Here is a 19,072-nt window from a genome sequence, read left to right on the forward strand (position 1 = left end):
CCCCTAGCGTCGTAACTCCACCAATATTTCGGTTCTGCAAAGCCTGCACCTACGGAGGAGACTTCGCCACCCGACAACATGTCCAATCCATGACGGTGGCTCAGGACGAGATGTCGGGGTTGTCGGCGAGCGCTCTGACGCCGGCGATATAGGTCTCGAGACCGAGCTTCTCGAACGCCGGACGGGAGGTGGGATCGCCGAGATGTTCGGCCGAGGCCAGGATGTGCGGGAACTCCTCGGGATCGAGAGATTCCATCGTCGACGCCACCTCCCGCTCGACGTGTGCCCGACGCTCCGGCTCGACCTCGACACCGGTGAACAGCGGCTCGGTGATGAGCGAAATGGCGACCCGGACGCCGTGGCGGGCGAGTTGGGTGGCGTCGGGAAGGGAGAAGCCGGCCTCGCCGAGAGCCTTCAATGCCAATTCCATCGCAGCTCTGCTGTTGGGCGAGAACAGCATCCGAGGAACAACGATGCCGGCCGCGCCGGGATGAGCACGTAGGGCGCGCATTAAGTCCGAGAGCACGGTGCGTAGCTGTTCCCACCACGGATCGGTGGGATCGACGGTGAGTTCGAGGTCCTGACAGACGCGGTCGCCCATGGCGTCGAGCAGCTCGTCCTTGTTCTTCACATGCCAGTAGATCGCCATGGGGGAGACGCCGAGTTCGGTGGCGATCTTGCGGATGGTGAGCGAGTCCAAGCCGTGGCGGTATGCGACGTCGAGAGCGGCGTCTACGACGGCAGTCCTGGTCAGGCGGGGCATCAGCCGAACTATACAGGCGTACGAGTTGGTGCTAGCGTGAGTTGTACTTAGTACGAGAAAGGGGCGGAAGATGGACGACGTCATCCTCGTGGGCGGCGGAATCATGAGCGCGACATTGGGGACGCTGTTGCACAGACTCGAGCCGACGTGGTCGATCCGAGTGCTCGAGCGATTGCCTCGAGTGGCATCGGAAGCATCCGACGGATGGAACAACGCCGGAACCGGTCATGCCGGTCTGTGCGAAACCAACTACACGACACTGCGATCCGACGGTTCCGTCGACATCGACCGGGCGGTGGGTATCGCCGAGCAGTTCGCGACGACCCGACGTTTCTGGAAAACGCTGCCCCAGGCCGACTTCGTGCGCCCCGTGCCGCACATGACTCTCGTCCAGGGTGCCGACAACGTCGAATTTCTTCGCGCTCGGCATCGCGGCCTGAGTGCGCACCCATTGTTCGAGGCGATGGAGTACACCGAAGATGCTGCGGTGCTGCAGCAATGGTCGCCACTGGTGGCCGAGGGCCGTACGGGTTGTTGGGCTGCGACCCGAGACGTGACGGGTACCGACGTCGACTTCGGTGCAGCGACGCGGCAGCTGTTCGACGCCTTGTCCGCCGACGGCGCGCGCATCGAGACCGGCCGGGAAGTACATGGACTGAGTCAGGATCGAGATGGATCCTGGCGACTCGACGTGCGGGGCGGTCGGCCGGTGGAGCGAGCTCGATTCGTCTTCGTCGGGGCAGGTGGATGGGCCCTGAAGTTGCTGCGCCGAGCCGGGATTCCCGAGGCACGGGGCTACGGCCTGTTGCCGATCAGCGGACAATTTCTGCGCTGCGACCGGCCCGAGGTGGCCGACCGACACAACGTCAAGGTGTACGGGACGCCGCCGATAGGTGCGCCGCCGATGTCGGTGCCGCACCTGGACACTCGCATCGTCGACGGGCAACGCTCCATCCTGTTCGGTCCGTACGCCGGTGCGAACCCCAAATTTCTGAAGCACGGATCGCTGCTGGACCTTCCGCGATCGGTCACCCGGGACAACATCGGCTCGTTGTTGTCGATGGCGCGCCGCAACACGCCGTTGATCGGATTGCTGCTCTCCGAGTTGACCGCCACGCGGGGGAAGAAGATCGCCGCACTACGTGAGTTCGTCCCGAGTGTTGATTCGGCCGACTGGACGATCGTCAGTGCCGGTCAGCGTGCCCAGATCGTCAAGAACGGGGAACTGCGGTTCGGTACCGAAGTGGTTGCCTCGCAGGACGGGACGATTGCCGCGGTGCTCGGTGCATCACCCGGTGCATCCACGGCCGTGCCCATCATGATCGAGCTGCTGAATCGGTGCTTCCCGGAACGACAATGGGACTCTCACATGCGGGAGCTGCTCAGCGGCTAGCCTGTTGCGGTGGCAGACACAGAGGTGGGATACCGACAGATCGCCGACGACACCTGGGCCTTCATGCGGCCGCCCGGCAGCTGGGGACAAACCAACACCGGATTGATCGTGAGCCCCGGCTCCGCGTCGATGCTGATCGACACCGTCTGGGATGTGCACTGGGCGCAGCGGGTCGTCGCCGACACCGCCGAATTGGTTGCCGATGCGCCGATCACCGAAGTGCTCAACACCCACTCCGATGGCGATCACTGGTGGGGCAACGACACAGTTCCTGCCTCTGCCCGCATCACCACCAGTGCCGCGTCCTTGCATGCGATGAAAGAGGAGACGCCCCCGAAAGGGGTGGACGCGTTCGCCTCCTTCGGCGCGAAGGTCGGGTGGGTGCCGGGACCGGTCGGTGCAATGGGCTCGTACATGAGTCGGGTCCGCGGCGACGCCACCTTCCCCAAGACGCTGCCGCGATTGCCCGATCACACCTTCGAGACCACCGACACCATCGATGTGGCTGGGCGAGCGGTCCACCTGCGCTACCTCGGCCCGGCGCACACCGAGGGTGATCTCATCGCCCACCTACCCGACGCAGGAGTCGTATTCGCAGGCGACCTGCTGTTCATCGACGCGACCCCGGTGCTCTGGCACGGTCCGCTGCAGAACTGGATCGACGCTCTCGATCACCTGCTCGAGCTCGATGCTTCCGTCTACGTCCCCGGCCACGGACCGCTGTGCGGCACCGACGAGATTCGCGCCGTGCGGAACTACTGGACCTGGGTCTCCGAGGCCGGACGCAGCTGCTTCGACGCCGGACTCGGGCCCACCGAGGCGGCTCTGAACCTCCTGAAATCAGGCGAATTCGGGCAGTACGCCCACTGGGATTCACCGGAACGACTCATCCTGAGCATGAGTACCCTCTACCGCCTGTGGCGTGGCGAGCAGCCAGCGCCACCCACGCTGACGCGTCGAGCACGGGCGTTCGCGGACGCGGGGCGGTTCCTGCGAGAGCAGTGACATTCGAATCATGCCGAGCAGAATTCTGGCGCGTCGGTGAGGACACGGACATTCTGGACTCCGTGACGTCCTCTCCTGCCTCGTGGGTTCGCGTGTGACGCTCGGAAAGTCGTTCGAATCCCTCGGTTGGAAGTTTCGGTAGCACTATGCGCTTTCAGGTTCTCGACATCGTGTTCAACCCTCCGCATCCGGTCACCGGCGCAGTGGTGCCCCCGGCCGACAGATTCGACCGGTTGATCGAACTCGCCGTTCTCGCAGAAGAACTGGGCATCGATTCGTTTTCCGTGGGAGAACGGCACGCGGGAGACGTGCTCTCCTCCTCCCCGACGGTCATTCTCGGTGCGCTCGCCCAGGCCACTCACCGCATCCTGCTGTCCACCGGGGTCACCGTACTGTCGGTGTTGGATCCGATCCGCGTCGCCGAAGACCTCGGCACCGTCGACCAACTGAGTCGAGGTCGTCTCGAAGTCGTCATCGGCAAAGGCAACGAGGTACTGCAATATCCGCTGTTCGGACTCGACATCGCGCGTCAGTACGAGTACCTCACCGAAAACTACGAACTACTCCGCAGACTGATCCGTGAGGAGCACGTGGATTGGACCGGGCAGCATCGACATTCGTTGACGGACGCCACGACGCTGCCCAGGCCTTTCGACGGCCCCTTCCGGATCTGGCACGGCTCGGCCACCTCGGTGGAGGCCGTCGACCTGGCCGCCGAGTGGGGGGATCCCATCGTCACGGCAAATGCATTGCAGCCCAGGGAGAACTACAAGGTTCTGATCGACCGTTACCGCGAGCAATACCGCAATCACGGACACGACCCGGACAAGGCCTACGTGGGTTCGGGCTCCGGGGGGTTGTTCCTCGGTACGACGACCGAGGCCGCCGTTGCCGAATATCGACCGATCTACGAGGGCATCGTCGCGCAGCAGGACAAGCGCACCCACGACCCGGCGGCGAAAGGCAAGGTCACGAGCTTTCGGACCATCGACGACGCCGTCGCGCGGGGGCCGGCCCTGGTGGGGTCCTCGGAACGGGTCGCAGCGAAGATCCTCGATTATCACGATGCGTACGGCCATGACCTGCAGTCGGTTTCGATCAACCACGTCCTGGACTTCGAGCGTCAGAAGGACACGTTGCGACAGTTCGCGGAGGAAGTGATTCCGTTGGTGCGGGCCGAGGTGACGACCACGCTGTGGACGACCGAGGACAAGGACCGCGCCCGGGGATTCAGTGCGAGCTGAAGTGCGCCGTCAACGATGCCGCGTGTGCAAAGAGGCCGGACAGATCCGATGAATCCGGGGACGGTTCGAGCACCACGGTGGTGGCCCCGGCGTCGATCCAGCGTTGGACGTTGCTCGGGTCCGCTTCGGAATCGGACCTGCACGAGACGTAGACGACCACGTCGTGGCCCGGCCCGCCATCGATGTGGTCGATGGCCGTTCGCACCTGATCCGGTGACGTCTCGCTCGTGAGGATGGTTCCCACACCGGTCCGGCCACTCAGGGCGAGAGTCTTCGGCCCTGTCGCACCGACGAGCAGCGGCGGCGACTGCGCCGGGGGCCAATTCAACTTCACCTGATCGAGTGAGACGTAGCGACCCTGCACGGTGACCATCTCGCCCGCCAACAGGCTCGTCAACGCCTCCATCTGTTCGCTCAGCAACGTCAGGGGCGACTTCACTCGCGCGCCGATCTGACCCATCCACGACTGGACGCCGTGACCGAGTCCCACGCGGAGCCGCCGCGGATGGACCCGGGCGATGGTGGCGATCTCCATCGCGGTCGATGCCACGTTCCGCATCGGAGTGGGTAGCACCCCGATGCCGACGTTCACGCGATCGGTGCTCGCGAGAACCAGTGCAGCAGTGGACAGTCCACCGGAGAAGAAGCAGTCTTCCCACAACCACACCTCGTCGACGCCTGCGTGGTCGGCCGCACGTGCCGCCTCGACTATCGCCTCCGGTGGAACCTCGGGGCGAAGTACGACGCCGATTCGCGTCATTGCAGATCTCCTTCTTCTCAGCGGACGAGGTACGGGGACACCGAACTTCGGTGCTCGTCGATGTCGAGGTCCTTCCCCAGGGGAGGAAATGCGCGCTGCGGGCAGTTCGAGCGTTCGCACACTCGGCAGCCTGCTCCGATCGGGGTCGCGACCGACGAGCCCTGCACGTCCAGGCCGTCGGCATAGACGAGCCTACCGGCGTGCCGCAATTCGCAACCGAGTCCGATGGCGAAGGTCTTTCCGGGCTGACCGTATCGCGCGGCGCGGCGTTCCACAGTGCGTGCGATCCACAGATAGCTGCGGCCGTCGGGCATCTCGGCGATCTGCGTCATGATCTTGCCGGGATAGGCGAATGTCTCGTACACGTTCCACAGTGGGCAGGTTCCGCCGCTCGACGAGAAGTGAAAACCTGTGGCGGACTGTCGTTTCGACATGTTCCCGGCGCGATCGACGCGAACGAACGAGAACGGCACACCCCGTAATTCGGGTCTCTGCAAAGTGGAGAGTCGATGGCAGATGGTCTCGTAGCTGACCGAGAAGAAGGCAGAGAGCCGCTCGATGTCGTAACGGAAATCCTCGGCGACGTCGTGGAACTGGTGGTACGGCAACACCGTCGCGGCCGCGAAGTAGTTGGCGAAACCGAGCACTGCCAGCTTCTTCGACGATTCGCTCGAGAAATTTCCTTCGTCGGCCATCTTGTTCAGCAGGTCTCCGCATTCGAGGTACGCCAATTCCGCGGCGTACCTGAACACCTTCTGCCCACCGGACAGATGCGGAGAAATCTCCAACACTCGCGTCTGCGGATCGAATCGGTGCAGCACGTTCTCGCCGAGATCGATGCGATGGACGATCTGGACGTCGTGCACCGTCCGCAGGCGCTTGGCGATCTCGCCGCCCACATCGGCGCGATGGAACCGGATCCTGGAGGTCAGTGCCTCCGCTGCGGTGTCCAGTTCGTGTAGATAGTTCTGTCGCTGATAGAAGTAGTCGCGCACTTCCTCGTGCGGCTTGCTGATCGAACCACTGCCACTGCCATCGGAGAAGCGCTCCTCGGTAGCGGCCAGAAGCTGAGCCGTGGTATTGCGGTATCGGCGGTGCATGTTGACCATCGCCCGCGCCAGTTGTGGATGCGAGCTCACCATCTGCGCGATCTCGTGTGCGTCGGCGTCGATGTCCATGTCCTGATCGAGCGCGACCTCACGGAGTTCGGCGACCAACCTGGTGTCGTCCTCCGAAGAGAAGAAGGACGTGTCGACTCCGAACACCTCGGAGATCCGGAGTAGCACCGGCACCGTCAGCGGTCGCACATCGTGCTCGATCTGGTTGAGGTAGCTGGCCGAAATCCCCAGCTTCTGTGCCAGCGACACCTGGCTCATGCTGCGTTCGCTGCGGAGCTGCCGAAGCCGCACACCGACGAAGGTCTTGGACACATCGCCAGGCTACGCCTGCGAAGAAATGCCTTAACACCGTTCGCAACTAGCTGCTGGATCACAATTCGGTGATCATCGGGAACATTAGCCGAAGTAAAGGCGTATACCGGTATACGAGCTATTCATCAGGCACCTCGAGGAGCGGTCATGTCCAATCGTCAGCGCACATCGGAAATCGTCCGGGACGTCGTCGTCTTCGTCACCGGAGCTGTTCTCGTTGCATCCACCGTCTGGCTCCCGGTGCAGGGAGACCAGGAGGTCACCGGTGCCATCCTCGTACTCGGCATCCTCGCCGCATCCTCGGCGCTCTGGGCCATCGGATCCTCGTCGAGGCAGAGCCACTGGACCCACGTCGGTCTCGGTCTGCTGCTCGCAGTCTCGCCGGCCTTGATGGTGTTCCCGTCCGGACTGCTGGCCGCGGACCTGTTCGCCATCGTCGGCGGACTCGTGATCGCAGCCATGGGCGCGCTCGGAGTGGTTGCGTCGCGTCGGGCCCCGATCACCTCGCGGGTAGTGGCGTCCAGTGACGACCGGACCGGCGTTCGTATCTAGTACCCCAGCAACTGGTGCTCCACTCCCGTGGGCGCGTGCGATGAATCTCGTACGCGGGCACGGGAGTGGAGCATTTTGTGCTCCGTGGGTTCATCGCAGTCCCCGATGCAATCGGTGCTCCACTTGACGCGGCGGATCCGGGAAAACTCTCGTGCGGCCCGGCGAGTGGAGCACTGTGTGCTCTCATCGCCGCGATGCTCGACGCCGCCTGATCACCGACGCGATTTCGGCAGCCACGACGTCCGGCGCGGCGAGCACATCGAACGCCGAATAGCGCAGCACCAACCAGCCATCGAGCAGCAGGGCGTTCTGTCTACGCCGATCCTTGCTGAACACCTCTGCGGCGCTGTGAAATTCGCGCCCATCGACTTCGATGATCGTTCGGCTGCGCCGGTCGACGAGATCGCATACGTACGGCCCGACCGCCGCGTTCATCTCCAGGCGAAGTCCTACACGATGCAGCGCCCGTCCCAGCGCCCGCTCCGGTTCCGAGGCGAACCTCGTCACTGCCAACCGGACCTGACGGGCCAATTCTGCGTTGCCGCGTCGGCCCGGGAACCGCTCGAGCAAGCAGAGCAGCGATGCCGGGTCGAGTCCGAACTTCAGGCGCTCGTCGATCAGCAACTCGGCCTGTTCGCGGGGGAGTACTGCCAGGCAATCGAGCATCGTCTGGGCGGGCGAGGTGCAGGGGAGTGTCTCGACGTCGTCGACGAGTCGGGAATCGAGGGCGCGACGGTGCAGCCGAAGCCATGGCGGTGGCCGCAACCGGGCCGAGCGCGGGACGGTTGCATCGAGAATGGGCGGTTCGGTCGTCCAGCCGCGTAGGTATGCGGCCGAACGATGACTCAGTACCGCATCGGGTCGCCACAGGGCGATCGCGTGACACCGATCCATCGTCGACGGTTCCCCGCGCATGTGGACTGTCGGGAGAACGCGGGTGAAGCGTCGCGAGACGGTGCTGTGATGGAGGCCGGACGCGATGAGCTCTCGAAAAGTGGCAGGGCCGGGAGTGGAGCCTGCGGAATGACCTGGGTGGGTGGGAGTGGAGTTAATTGGCATGGGTGCAGCGTCGGGGATCGCCTGCGAGGTCTTCGATGCTCGACCTGGGGGGATGGAATGCCCTGTGGACAGGTGCCCACCTGTGGATGAGTGCAATCTGTGCTCCACTCGGTGGCGTCGGGCGGGGGATCCCGGCGAAAGTGATGTCGAGTGGAGCGGACCGTGCCATGCTCACATCGTGGGATGGATGTGCTGTGATGTCGATCACAGTATCGCGTAATTCTGACTCGATTCAGACGGTCTCTTCAAACCGTACAAGCGTCCTGTATGACATTTCGTGCATTGCGTTCATCAACTGGGGATTCGTCGCTACCGACGAGTAACCGCGCTGTCCGATCGGCCGGGTTCGCGTCGATCGAAAATTTGCAACATTAGCAAGGTACTCGAGAAAGCTAGCCAAGATTGGCACTAACAACTGGTAGACGCCTGTTTTCGGTTGTGCCATTGTTTTGGAGTACACCAGAAGGGCCTGGCAACGATGTGAAGATTCGTCTCGAGGCAGGCCGAGAAGCAGAAGAGACTGGAGCTGAAGATGTCGACCACCGGCACCCCGAAGACCACCGCCGAGATCCAGCAGGATTGGGACACCAACCCTCGCTGGAAGGGCGTCACCCGTAACTTCACCGCACAGCAGGTCTCCGACCTCCAGGGCACCGTCGTCGAAGAAGCGACACTAGCTCGCCGCGGCAGCGAAATCCTGTGGGATCTCGTGAACAACGAGGACTACATCAACTCGCTCGGTGCCCTCACCGGTAACCAGGCCGTGCAGCAGATTCGCGCCGGCCTCCAGGCGATCTACCTCTCCGGCTGGCAGGTCGCAGGCGACGCAAACCTCTCGGGCCACACCTACCCGGACCAGAGCCTCTACCCGGCCAACTCGGTGCCGTCGGTCGTTCGTCGTATCAACAACGCACTCCTGCGCGCCGACGAGATCGCCAAGATCGAGGGCGACACGTCCGTCAAGAACTGGGTCGCACCGATCGTCGCTGACGCCGAAGCCGGCTTCGGTGGCGCACTGAACGCCTACGAGCTGCAGAAGGCCATGATCGTGGCCGGTGCCGCAGGCGTGCACTGGGAAGATCAGCTCGCATCGGAGAAGAAGTGCGGCCACCTCGGTGGCAAGGTGCTCATCCCCACCCAGCAGCACATCCGCACCCTGACCTCCGCGCGTCTGGCATCGGACGTCGCCGACGTGCCGTCGGTCATCATCGCCCGCACCGACGCCGAGGCAGCAACGCTGATCACCTCCGACGTCGACGAGCGCGACCGTGAGTTCCTCGACGGAACCCGCACCGCAGAAGGCTTCTTCGGCGTCAAGAACGGCATCGAGCCCTGCATCGCTCGCGCCAAGGCCTACGCACCGTACGCAGACCTCATCTGGATGGAGACCGGCGTGCCGGACCTCGAGGTCGCCAAGAAGTTCTCCGAGTCGGTTCGCAGCGAGTTCCCGGACCAGCTCCTCGCCTACAACTGCTCGCCTTCGTTCAACTGGAAGGCACACCTGGACGACGCCACCATCGCGAAGTTCCAGAAGGAGCTCGGCGCGATGGGCTTCAAGTTCCAGTTCATCACCCTTGCAGGCTTCCACTCGCTCAACTACGGCATGTTCGACCTGGCACACGGCTACGCCCGCGAAGGCATGACCGCGTTCGTCGACCTGCAGGAGCGCGAATTCAAGGCTGCCGAAGAGCGCGGCTTCACCGCCATCAAGCACCAGCGTGAGGTTGGCGCAGGCTACTTCGACCGCATCGCCACCACCGTCGACCCCAACACCTCGACGGCTGCACTGAAGGGCTCCACCGAAGAAGGCCAGTTCCACTGAGCTAGCCCGCCTCCCCGGAGCTAACCCGCCTCCCCGGATCTTCAGCGCACTAGTCAGGCGGCCCCAGCGTTTCGTTGCGGGCCGCCTGACTCGTATCTGGGCACGTGTGCTGGTACCCCAGCAGAGTTACCCCCATCTCGCTTTGAGCTGTTGTTGCGCACTGTATTTCGAAGGAGTTTGCTGTGACGGTCGAGAGGGTGGGGATCGTCGGGGCCGGGCAGATGGGTGCAGGAATCGCGGAGGTCTGCGCCCGCGCACACGTCGACGTGTTGGTATACGAGCAGACTCGCGAGCTGGCGACGGCCGGCCGCAACCGCATCCTTCGATCACTCGACCGCGGCGTCAGCAGCGGCAAGATCACCGAACGTGAGCGTGAGCAGGCGGCGTGCAGGCTGCGTTTCACCTCCGATCTGGCAGACTTCGCCGACCGTCAACTCGTCGTCGAAGCAGTACTCGAGGACGAGAAGATCAAGGCCGACATTTTCGCCGAGCTCGACGCCGTGGTGATCGACCCCGGTGCCGTTCTGGCCTCGAACACCTCCTCGATTCGCATTACGACGCTCGGATCGGCCACCACGGCACCGGACAGGGTCGTCGGGCTGCATTTCTTCAATCCGGTACCGGTACTGCCGCTCGTCGAACTCGTCACCACCGATGCGACCTCCGAAGCAGTTGCCGACCGCGCCGAGAGATTCGCAGGCGACGTTCTCGGTAAGCAGGTGGTGCGCTCCGCAGACCGATCGGGCTTCGTCGTCAACGCGCTGCTCGTGCCGTATCTACTCTCCGCGATTCGTATGGTCGAATCGGGATTCGCCACCAAGGAAGACGTGGACAAAGCGACGGTGCTGGGGCTCGCGCACCCGATGGGGCCGCTCGCACTCGCCGATCTGATCGGTCTCGACACGGTGAAAGCCATTGCAGATTCGATGCACTCGGAATCCGAGGAACCGTTGTTCGCGGCACCTGCGCTGCTGCTGCGCATGGTCGAGGCAGGACAGATGGGCAAGAAGACCGGAGCCGGGTTCTATCGCTACGAGAACGGCCGGGTCGCAAAGTAACCGCCGTCTCGTAGCGCTATTGTCGTTCTGCCAGTTCAACTACGTCGATCGCAGGGAGCGCGTCAGTGAGCAAGTCCAAGAAGTCGAACGGTCTGGTCACCAAGGCATTCGGAATCGGATTGGCCGCCACCGGCGCCGCCCACTTCGTGGTCCCCGAGGCCTTCGAAGGAATCACCAAGCTCCCGTTCCCGAAGGACACGCGAACCTGGATCAGTCGCAACGGTGCCACCGAATTGGCAGTCGGTATTGCGATCGCGTACCCCAAGACTCGCAAGATCGGACTGATCGGTCTGGGCGCGTACGGCCTGTGGCTCGGAGCGAACATCGCCAAGAACGGCTGACGTTACTGTTGCGAACGACTCGTTTGGACTAGGAATAGCCTGGTCGCAGCGGTAGCTGTGTTGCGCTTACACAGATGCGTAGGTAGCAATGTAGTTATGACTTCAGCTACCGCTTACCAGGCCACCGCTCCTGACGCTCCGCTCGAGAAGGCAACGATCGAGCGACGCGCTCTCGGCCCCAACGACATCCTCATCGACGTCAAGTTCGCCGGCATCTGCCACTCCGACATCCACACCGCTCGCAACGAGTGGGGCGGCACCACGTACCCGGTCGTTCCCGGGCACGAAATCGCCGGCATCGTTGCCGAGGTCGGCACCGATGTGACCAGCCGCAAGGTGGGCGACCGCGTCGGCGTCGGCTGTTTCGTGGACTCCTGCGGCGAGTGCGAGGCATGCAAGGACGGCGACGAGCAGTACTGCACGAAGGGCGTCGTCCAGACGTACAACTCGAAGACCTACGAGGGTGAATTCACCAACGGCGGCTACTCCACCCAGATCGTCGTGACGGAGAAGTTCGTCCTCGGTATTCCGGAAGGCGTCGAGCTCGACGTCGCCGCACCTCTGCTGTGCGCAGGCATCACGCTGTACTCGCCGCTGAAGCACTGGGGAGCGGGCCCCGACAAGAAGGTCGCCATCATCGGCATGGGCGGCCTGGGACACATCGGCGTCAAGATCGCTCACGCCATGGGTGCACACGTCACCGTGCTGAGCCAGACCGACGCCAAGGAGGCCGACGGCAAGGCCTACGGTGCCGACGAGTACTACGCCACCAAGGACACCGCCGCACTCAAGGATCTGCAGGGCAAGTTCGACCTGATCCTCAACACCGTTTCCGCGAACCTGCCCATGGGCAAGTACCTGGGACTGTTGGCCCGCAACGGCACCCTCGTCGAGCTCGGTGTTCCCGAGAAGCCCCTCGAGGTGCCGGCATTCAACCTGTTGGCGAACCGTCGTTCGTTCGCCGGTTCGATGGTCGGCGGCATCGCCGAGACCCAGGAAATGTTGGACTTCTGCGCCGAGCACCACATCGGCGCCGAGATCGAGGTCATCCCGGCCGAGAAGATCAACGAGGCATACGACCGCGTCGTCAAGTCCGACGTGCGCTACCGCTTCGTGATCGACGCCGCGACGTTCTGATCTCCAGCACGCTTTACCCAGCATGAAGAGAAGGGCCCGCGACGACACGTCGCGGGCCCTTCTCGTTCAGCTCTCGGCGAGCCGCTTCTTCTCGTGCTCGACGTCGAAATCGGGTGCGGGCCAATCGAGATCGAGCTGCTCGAGTGCGTCGATCAGGATCTCGGTGACAGCCAAGCGGCTGTACCACTTACGGTCGGCCGGCACGACGTACCAGGGTGCGTGATCGGTATCCGTGCGATCGAGAACCCGCTGATATGCCGTCCGGTACTGCGGTAGGAAGCCGCGCTCGGTGACGTCACCCGGGTTGTACTTCCAGTGCTTGTCCGGCCGTTCGAGCCGCTCTTGCAACCGCTTCTTCTGCTCGTCCGCCGAGACGAACAAGGCGACCTTGACGATAATGGTTCCCTCGTCGGCCAACTCCTTCTCGAAGGCGTTGATCTCGTCGAATCGCTTCTCCCACACCTGCCGTGGCACCAGATCGTGCACCGCGACGACGAGTACGTCCTCGTAGTGGGAGCGATCGAACACCCCGATCCGGCCCGCCCGCGGAAGTGCCTTTCGGATACGCCACAGGTAGTGGTGCTGCTTCTCCAACTGCGTCGGAACTCCGAACGACGCCAGGTCCACTCCTTGCGGATCGACCATTCCGATGACGTGCTTGACCATTCCGCCCTTGCCCGCGGTATCCATGCCCTGCAGCACCAACAGAACCGATCTACTGTCGCCGGTGCGGCCGTGTGCGTAGAGCTTCTCCTGTAGCGCGGCCAGTACCGCGCCGCGCTCTTCCAGGACGTCGTTGCCGTGTGACTTCTTGCCGTCGAAGCCCGGTGTGGCCGTGAAGTCGATGTCCTCCACGCGTGGAGAGGCACTGGCGCGCAGCACATCGACGGGAGATTGCGTCCACAATTTCGAGTTGTCGGCCATGACCGATGAGACTACTTCTCTACGATGGAACGCATGGCCCCTACGATTGCAAAAGCCGAAACGGTATCGCGTGAGCAACTGCTCGAGTTCGTCTCTCCGCGGCATCACCACACGTTGATCACCCGCAAACGCGACGACAGTCTGCAGGTCTCGCCGGTGTCTGCCGGAGTGGACTCCGAGGGCCGCATCGTGATCGCCACGTACCCCGAGCGTGCGAAGGTACTGAACATTCGCCGCAATTCGGCCGTCACGGTGCTGGTGCACAGCGACGACTGGAACGGCGACTACGTCCAGGTCGACGGTACCGCCGAGATCATCGATCTACCCGACGCCGTCGAGCCTCTGGTGGAGTACTTCCGTAGCATCGCCGGCGAGCACTCGGATTGGGACGAGTACCGCGCGGCGATGGTGAAGCAGGGGAAGTCGTTGATACGCATCGTGATCGACACCTGGGGCCCGATCGCTGCGGGTGGATTCCCGCCAGGGAGAGTGTGACAAGCCCGCCGGGGAGAGTGTGACAAGCCCGCCGGGGAGAGTGTGACAAGCCCCCGGGGGCGTGTGATCTAGCCCTTCAGCGGCGCTGCGAACAGTGGCACTGCGTTTTCGAGTGCGTATCGGGTGCCCGCGACCGATGCGGCCGAGAATGCGTTGGACAGGTTGGTGTCACCGAGTACCACGAGGCGTCCGTCGCGTGCCGACGGTAGGCCCTGGATCGACGGGTTGTCGGTGATCACTTCGGGTCCGGTGCCGATGGGGAACATGACCGTGAGGTCGGCGTCGAGGGCGGCGACGTTCTCCTCGGACAGTTCGATGCTGAACGCTCCTGGCTCGGCGAGGTTCTGGATGGCCGGGGTGTTCGTCAGGCCGAGCGACTCGAGGAAGTCGACGCGGGTGTCGCCGCGCACGTAGGCGCCGATCTGCCCGCTGTAGAGCGTGCCGACGGCGACGGTCTTGTTCGCGAACTCCGGGTTGGCGGAGACGGTGTCGTCGAACAGTGCCTGGGTATCGTCGACGAGCTTCTTGCCCTCGTCGACCTTTCCGAGCGCCTGGGCGACGATCTCGGTCTGTCCGTCCCAGGTGGTGCCGTAGGCGACATCGGTTCCCGGCGGTGCCGCGACGGTGGGTGCGATGTCGGACAGTTGGTCGTACACGGCCTTGTCGTTGGTGCTGCGCGTCCACAGGATCAGGTCCGGTGCCAGCGCCGCAATCGATTCCATGTCGACGTCGAAGGTGCCGAGGATCGTGGGGTCGGTGTCGTAGGACTCGTCGACCCACGGGCCCAAGCCGTTTCCGCCGACGCCGAGCCAGTCGCTGGCACCGACGGGCTGGACGCCGAGCGCGAGCGCTGTTTCTGCATCGGACCAACCGAGCGCCACCACGCGCTGGGGGTTCTCCGGTACTTCGACGTCGCCGAACATGTCGGTGACGACGATTCCGCCGGCCTCGGAAGGATCGGCGCTGTCGCCGTCACCGGCGTCGGAGCTGCATGCGGTCAGGGTGAGAGCGAAGGCGAGAGCTGCCGCAGGCAGAGCCAACGAACGAGAAATGCGCATAGGGCACGCTAACCTATCAAGCGGCGAAATGCTCCACGATCTTTGCGCAGAAGGCCGGCAGGTCGTCCGGATTCCGGCTCGAGACCAGGTTGCCGTCCACGACCACTTCCTCGTCCACGACCGTCCCGCCTGCGTTGCGGATGTCGGTGCGGATGCTCGGGTAGGACGTCAACGTTCGCCCCTGCAGTACGTCGGCCTCGACGAGGGTCCAGGCTCCGTGGCAGATCACGCCGACCGGTTTGCGAGCCTGCACGAACGCGCGGACGAACTCGACTGCCTCGGCGTCGACGCGGAGTTGATCGGGGTTGGTGGTTCCGCCGGGCAGGATCAGCGCATCGAAGTCGTCGGCCGAGACGTCGGCGACGACGCGATCGACGGTGAAGGTATCGGCCGCATGGACGTCACTCTCCATGGCCTGAATGTCGCCATGGTCGAGCGAAACCAATGTGACTGTGGCTCCTGCATTTTCGACGGCCTCGCGAGGCTGTACCAGCTCTACCTGCTCGACGCCGTCGGTAGCGAGTATCGCGATGCGGCGTCCGGTCAATGTTTCGGTGGTCATGCGTCATCGAATGTCCGACCGAGCCGATTCTCAAACTGACGGGCGTCAGGACTCGTTCGGCTCGTCGACGAGCGGATGCGGCTGCGACTTGAACTTCGCGGGGGAACCGTCGGCCATGGCAACTCCGTGGATGCCGCCCCACATCATCATGCAGAGGTAGTCGATCAAATCGTCTGCGGACATGGACTTGTTGGAGATCCACCAGTGCGTCGCCAACTGGACCGCGCCGACGATGGCGAACGCCCACGGCACCGATCCGCCCGAGTCCATCTCGCGTTGACGCAGCCGCTCGCCCAGCACGGTGGAGAGCAACTCGGCGATCATCCGCTCGGATTCGGCGACGACATCGCGATTGTTGCCGGCGTTGTTCGCCATGACGTAGAGGTACACCTCGGGATCGGTGGCCACCGTCTCGACATAGGCGGTCACGACGATTCGGGTGAGCTCGTACTCGTCGAGTTCGTGCGAGATCGCGGAGTAGATGCGTGGGGCAAGCGTCGTCTCGACGTACCGCGACATGGTGGCGCTGGTCAGATCGTTCTTGTCGGTGAAGTATCGGTAGAGCACCGTCTTCGAGATACCGATCTCCGACGCGATCTCGTCCATACCGATGTCGCGCCCCCGCAGCCGGATTGCGGCCAACGTGCCGTCGACGAGTTCCTCGCGTCGAGCGATCTTGTGCTCGCGCCACCGACGTTTGCGACCGTCCGGCTTCTCGGCCTTGGGCTTTTCCTCGCTCGGCTCGGACTCGTCCAGTTTTGCCTCCGTCGTATTTCTCGCCACAGCACCACCCTATGCGCCTTCTCCGACACCATTGCAGGCTGCGTCCGGTTGATCTGCCACATTTCTGGGCACAATGTCGGTTGTGCAGCTCATGAACTTCGACGACGACACCAAACGTCGCGACCTCCGCAAGATGAAAACAGTCGCGACGGGCTTTCTCGTCTTCGCGTCGATCGTCTATCTGTTCTGCAGGTGGCAGGAGTCGACGGGTGCGGGAGCATGGGTGGGGTACGTGCGCGCGGCGTCGGAGGCCGGAATGGTGGGCGCGCTCGCGGACTGGTTCGCGGTGACCGCGCTGTTCAAGCATCCGCTGGGCATCCCCATTCCGCACACGGCGCTGATCAAGAAGAAGAAGGACCAGCTCGGCGCGAGCCTGAGCTCCTTCGTCGGCAGTAATTTCCTTGCGCCCGAGGTGGTCTCGGAGAAGGTCGCGTCGGCGCAGGTTCCGTTGCGATTGGGCACGTGGCTCGCCCAGCCCGACAACGCGGAACGCGTCGCGGCCGAGGCGGCGACCGTGTTGCACGGCGTCGTCGACGTGCTCAACGACGAGGACATCACCGCCGTCATCGACAGCACCATCGTGCGGCGTCTCGCCGATCCGCAGTGGGGCCCGCCGATCGGCCGGATCCTCGACGAGTTGCTCCGTGAGAACCGCCAGTTGCCGCTGATCGACATGCTCGCCGAGCGGGCTCATCAGTGGGCGCTCGGCAGCCAGGAGATGATCGATCGCGTCGTGGCGCGGGACTCTCCGAACTGGTCGCCGAAGTTCGTCGACACCTTGCTGGGCGAGAAGGTCTACAAGGAACTCGTCGAGTTCACCTGGAAGATCAGATCCAACCCCGAGCACGACGTGCGCCTGGCTGCCAACAAGTTCCTGGTCGACTACGCCAACGATCTTCAGCACGACCCGGTCACCATCGAGAAGGCCGAGAAGCTCAAGGCGCAGATCATGGGCCGCGAGGAGATCACCGGGCTCGCGGCGGCGACATGGAAGGTGGCCAAGCGTTTGATCACCGAGTCGGTCGACGATCCGACGAGCACGCTGCGCACCAAGATCAAGGAGAACACCGTCAACCTCGGGGTGCGCCTGCGCGACGACGAGGAATTGCGTGGAAAGGTCGACGGCTGGCTCCTCGGTGGGGCGAGTTACATCGCGGCGAACTACGCGGACGAGATCACCACCATCATCGGGGACACCGTCGCGCGGTGGGATGCAGAGGAGGCGAGCAAGAAGATCGAACTGCAGGTCGGACGCGATCTTCAGTTCATTCGGATCAATGGAACCGTCGTCGGATCCATTGCCGGACTGGCTATCTACACGGTCTCGGATCTGATCTTCGGGCACTAGTGCTAGCAGAGTGCTTGCAATAGTTAGCACCCTTGGGTACCGTCGTTCTCGAACACCGAATCCAGGAGGCCGACATGGCCGAGAACGAGGGAGATCTGGTCGCCAAAGCGACCGAAGCGACGCACGTCGTCGCCGAGGCAAGCGACATCGTCGCCGCGGTGGTGACAACGGCAGCCCAGGACATCGGTAGCTACATCCGGTCACAGCGAGAAGCCGCACAGGTTTCCATGCGACAGCTCGCAAGCCGTGCCGGAGTGAGCAATCCGTACCTGAGTCAGATCGAACGCGGACTACGCAATCCGTCCGCAGAGGTGCTCGCGCAGATAGCCAAGGGTCTGCGCGTCTCGTCCGAAGTGTTGTACATCCGGGCCGGGATCTTGGAAGCGCGTCCCCACGGTCCGGTGCGCGAAGCTCTGCTCGGCGACGAACACATCACCGAACGGCAGAAGCAAGTGCTGATCGAGATCTACGACTCGTTCTGTCGAGAGAACGAGTCGACGCAGGAGCCAGAACCCGACGAACAGGAGACACCAGATGTCTGATTCCAAGAACTTCGAGAACGTCAAGACCCCCATCTTCGCTGCCGTCGGTGCAGGCGACGCCGTGGTGCAGGCAGTAGCCGACGTCGTCGCTCAGGTGCGCTCGCGCGCCGAGAGCCGCACCAGCGAGGTCAACGCTCGCATCGCCGACCTGTCCGAAGAGGTCACCGAGGGCGTCGAGAGCCTGCGCGAGCGCCTGGCCAACCTGCCCGCCGAACTCCCCGACGAGATCGCCGAGCTGCGCGAGCGCTTCACCCCGGAAGAGCTGCGCAAGGTCGCCGAGGCGTACCTGAAGGTTGCCTCCGACCTGTACACCTCGCTCGCCGAGCGCGGCGAAGAGACCGTCGAGCGCATCCGTCGCACGCCCGCCGTCGAAGAGGGCCTCGAGCGCGCCAACTCCGCCGCCAACGACGTCGTCGACCTCACCGAGCAGGCTCTCGGAACCGTTGCCTCGCAGACCCGCGCAGTGGGCGAGCGCGCCGCAGCTCTGGCCGGCATCGCGTCGGACAAGGTTCGTGAAGGTGCCGAGGAAATCTCCGACGCCGCAGACGAACTCGCCGAGAACATCGACGAAGCAGGCGACGAAGCCAAGGACAAGGCCGTCGAGGCTTCCGACAAGGTGAGCGGCGTGGCGGGCAAGGTCGAGGCCAAGACCCGCAGCAGCGCCAACTCGCCGATCAAGAAGACGCCTGCACCGGCCAAGAAGACGGCACCGGCACCGGCCGCGAAGAAGGCCACTCCGGCTCCGGCCAAGAAGGCTCCGGCGAAGAAGACCACTCGCTAAAGCGTTCGTAAAGAA

General features: G+C 63.7%; 20 protein-coding genes. 12 read left to right on the plus strand and 8 right to left on the minus strand.

From position 1 onward, the window contains the following. Positions 1 to 100 precede the first annotated feature (100 nt). Positions 101 to 763 (minus strand): TetR/AcrR family transcriptional regulator, encoded by a 663-nt coding sequence (locus CH275_RS24750; protein ID WP_179276329.1) that lies wholly within the window; start codon positions 761 to 763, stop codon positions 101 to 103. A gap of 70 nt (positions 764 to 833) precedes the next feature. Between CH275_RS24750 and mqo the strand changes: the two genes are divergently transcribed. The 3 genes from mqo (at position 834) to CH275_RS24765 (ending at position 4,405) form a co-directional block, all read left to right on the plus strand. Continuing rightward, a complete protein-coding gene (gene mqo, locus CH275_RS24755) occupies positions 834 to 2,156 on the plus strand; it encodes a malate dehydrogenase (quinone) (RefSeq protein WP_094680801.1) in 1,323 nt (440 codons plus the stop codon). 9 nt (positions 2,157 to 2,165) lie between these two features. Further along, on the plus strand, positions 2,166 to 3,161 hold the full coding sequence (locus tag CH275_RS24760; protein WP_256991196.1) for an MBL fold metallo-hydrolase: 996 nt from the start codon (positions 2,166 to 2,168) through the stop codon (positions 3,159 to 3,161). Between the two features lie 146 nt (positions 3,162 to 3,307). Continuing rightward, positions 3,308 to 4,405 carry an LLM class flavin-dependent oxidoreductase gene (locus CH275_RS24765; RefSeq protein ID WP_094680802.1) on the plus strand — a complete coding sequence of 366 codons (1,098 nt, stop codon included), beginning with the start codon at positions 3,308 to 3,310 and terminating at the stop codon, positions 4,403 to 4,405. Here the strand turns inward: CH275_RS24765 and CH275_RS24770 are convergent. Together CH275_RS24770 and ramB are read right to left on the minus strand one after the other, a co-directional pair. Beyond that, positions 4,392 to 5,165 carry an LLM class flavin-dependent oxidoreductase gene (locus CH275_RS24770; protein WP_094680803.1) on the minus strand — a complete coding sequence of 258 codons (774 nt, stop codon included), beginning with the start codon at positions 5,163 to 5,165 and terminating at the stop codon, positions 4,392 to 4,394. The two genes, CH275_RS24765 and CH275_RS24770, sit on opposite strands and share 14 nt — an antisense overlap. Positions 5,166 to 5,182: 17 nt before the next feature. Then, positions 5,183 to 6,595: an acetate metabolism transcriptional regulator RamB gene (gene ramB, locus CH275_RS24775; RefSeq protein ID WP_094680804.1), complete on the minus strand. Its 1,413-nt coding sequence runs from the start codon at positions 6,593 to 6,595 to the stop codon at positions 5,183 to 5,185. Positions 6,596 to 6,742: 147 nt separating this feature from the next. Here ramB and CH275_RS24780 point away from each other — a divergent pair, with 147 nt between their 5' ends. Then, positions 6,743 to 7,147, plus strand: coding sequence for an SPW repeat domain-containing protein (locus tag CH275_RS24780; protein WP_094680805.1), 405 nt, complete (start codon positions 6,743 to 6,745; stop codon positions 7,145 to 7,147). A gap of 183 nt (positions 7,148 to 7,330) precedes the next feature. Here CH275_RS24780 and CH275_RS24785 read toward each other — a convergent pair whose 3' ends face one another. Beyond that, entirely contained in the window at positions 7,331 to 8,206 is an 876-nt protein-coding gene (locus tag CH275_RS24785) for a DUF559 domain-containing protein (protein WP_094680806.1), read from the minus strand. Positions 8,207 to 8,738: 532 nt separating this feature from the next. On the opposite strand from CH275_RS24785, the gene aceA reads away from it, so the two are divergent. From aceA to CH275_RS24805, 4 genes are all read left to right on the plus strand, one after another. Beyond that, positions 8,739 to 10,028, plus strand: a complete 1,290-nt coding sequence (aceA, locus tag CH275_RS24790; RefSeq protein ID WP_027498404.1) for an isocitrate lyase — start codon at positions 8,739 to 8,741, stop codon at positions 10,026 to 10,028. A gap of 182 nt (positions 10,029 to 10,210) precedes the next feature. Then, positions 10,211 to 11,086, plus strand: coding sequence for a 3-hydroxybutyryl-CoA dehydrogenase (locus CH275_RS24795; RefSeq protein WP_094680807.1), 876 nt, complete (start codon positions 10,211 to 10,213; stop codon positions 11,084 to 11,086). 65 nt (positions 11,087 to 11,151) lie between these two features. Next, complete coding sequence (locus tag CH275_RS24800; RefSeq protein WP_094680808.1) at positions 11,152 to 11,427, plus strand: hypothetical protein; 276 nt, start codon at positions 11,152 to 11,154, stop codon at positions 11,425 to 11,427. Positions 11,428 to 11,523: 96 nt separating this feature from the next. Continuing rightward, positions 11,524 to 12,564, plus strand: a complete 1,041-nt coding sequence (locus CH275_RS24805) for an NAD(P)-dependent alcohol dehydrogenase (protein ID WP_094680809.1) — start codon at positions 11,524 to 11,526, stop codon at positions 12,562 to 12,564. Positions 12,565 to 12,630: 66 nt separating this feature from the next. On the opposite strand, the gene CH275_RS24810 is transcribed toward CH275_RS24805, so the two are convergent. Beyond that, entirely contained in the window at positions 12,631 to 13,488 is an 858-nt protein-coding gene (locus tag CH275_RS24810; RefSeq protein WP_094680810.1) for a polyphosphate kinase 2 family protein, read from the minus strand. A gap of 33 nt (positions 13,489 to 13,521) precedes the next feature. Between CH275_RS24810 and CH275_RS24815 the strand changes: the two genes are divergently transcribed. Then, positions 13,522 to 13,983, plus strand: a complete 462-nt coding sequence (locus CH275_RS24815) for a PPOX class F420-dependent oxidoreductase (RefSeq protein ID WP_094681115.1) — start codon at positions 13,522 to 13,524, stop codon at positions 13,981 to 13,983. A 68-nt stretch (positions 13,984 to 14,051) separates the two neighbouring features. Here CH275_RS24815 and CH275_RS24820 read toward each other — a convergent pair whose 3' ends face one another. The 3 genes from CH275_RS24820 to CH275_RS24830 are packed head-to-tail and all read right to left on the minus strand — an operon-like array spanning position 14,052 to position 16,386. After that, positions 14,052 to 15,041, minus strand: coding sequence for an iron-siderophore ABC transporter substrate-binding protein (locus CH275_RS24820; protein WP_094680811.1), 990 nt, complete (start codon positions 15,039 to 15,041; stop codon positions 14,052 to 14,054). A 16-nt stretch (positions 15,042 to 15,057) separates the two neighbouring features. Continuing rightward, positions 15,058 to 15,603 carry a type 1 glutamine amidotransferase domain-containing protein gene (locus tag CH275_RS24825; protein WP_094680812.1) on the minus strand — a complete coding sequence of 182 codons (546 nt, stop codon included), beginning with the start codon at positions 15,601 to 15,603 and terminating at the stop codon, positions 15,058 to 15,060. 45 nt (positions 15,604 to 15,648) lie between these two features. Beyond that, positions 15,649 to 16,386: a TetR/AcrR family transcriptional regulator gene (locus CH275_RS24830; protein ID WP_094680813.1), complete on the minus strand. Its 738-nt coding sequence runs from the start codon at positions 16,384 to 16,386 to the stop codon at positions 15,649 to 15,651. 73 nt (positions 16,387 to 16,459) lie between these two features. On the opposite strand from CH275_RS24830, the gene CH275_RS24835 reads away from it, so the two are divergent. The 3 genes from CH275_RS24835 (at position 16,460) to CH275_RS24845 (ending at position 19,057) form a co-directional block, all read left to right on the plus strand. Then, positions 16,460 to 17,734, plus strand: a complete 1,275-nt coding sequence (locus tag CH275_RS24835) for a DUF445 domain-containing protein (protein WP_179276330.1) — start codon at positions 16,460 to 16,462, stop codon at positions 17,732 to 17,734. A 74-nt stretch (positions 17,735 to 17,808) separates the two neighbouring features. Next, positions 17,809 to 18,276 carry a helix-turn-helix domain-containing protein gene (locus CH275_RS24840; RefSeq protein ID WP_094680814.1) on the plus strand — a complete coding sequence of 156 codons (468 nt, stop codon included), beginning with the start codon at positions 17,809 to 17,811 and terminating at the stop codon, positions 18,274 to 18,276. After that, positions 18,269 to 19,057 carry a heparin-binding hemagglutinin gene (locus tag CH275_RS24845; RefSeq protein WP_094680815.1) on the plus strand — a complete coding sequence of 263 codons (789 nt, stop codon included), beginning with the start codon at positions 18,269 to 18,271 and terminating at the stop codon, positions 19,055 to 19,057. The genes CH275_RS24840 and CH275_RS24845 overlap by 8 nt, the downstream gene beginning before the upstream one ends. Positions 19,058 to 19,072 lie beyond the last annotated feature (15 nt).

The sequence above is a fragment of the Rhodococcus sp. 06-235-1A genome (genome assembly GCF_002258785.1).
Classification (GTDB): domain Bacteria; phylum Actinomycetota; class Actinomycetes; order Mycobacteriales; family Mycobacteriaceae; genus Rhodococcoides.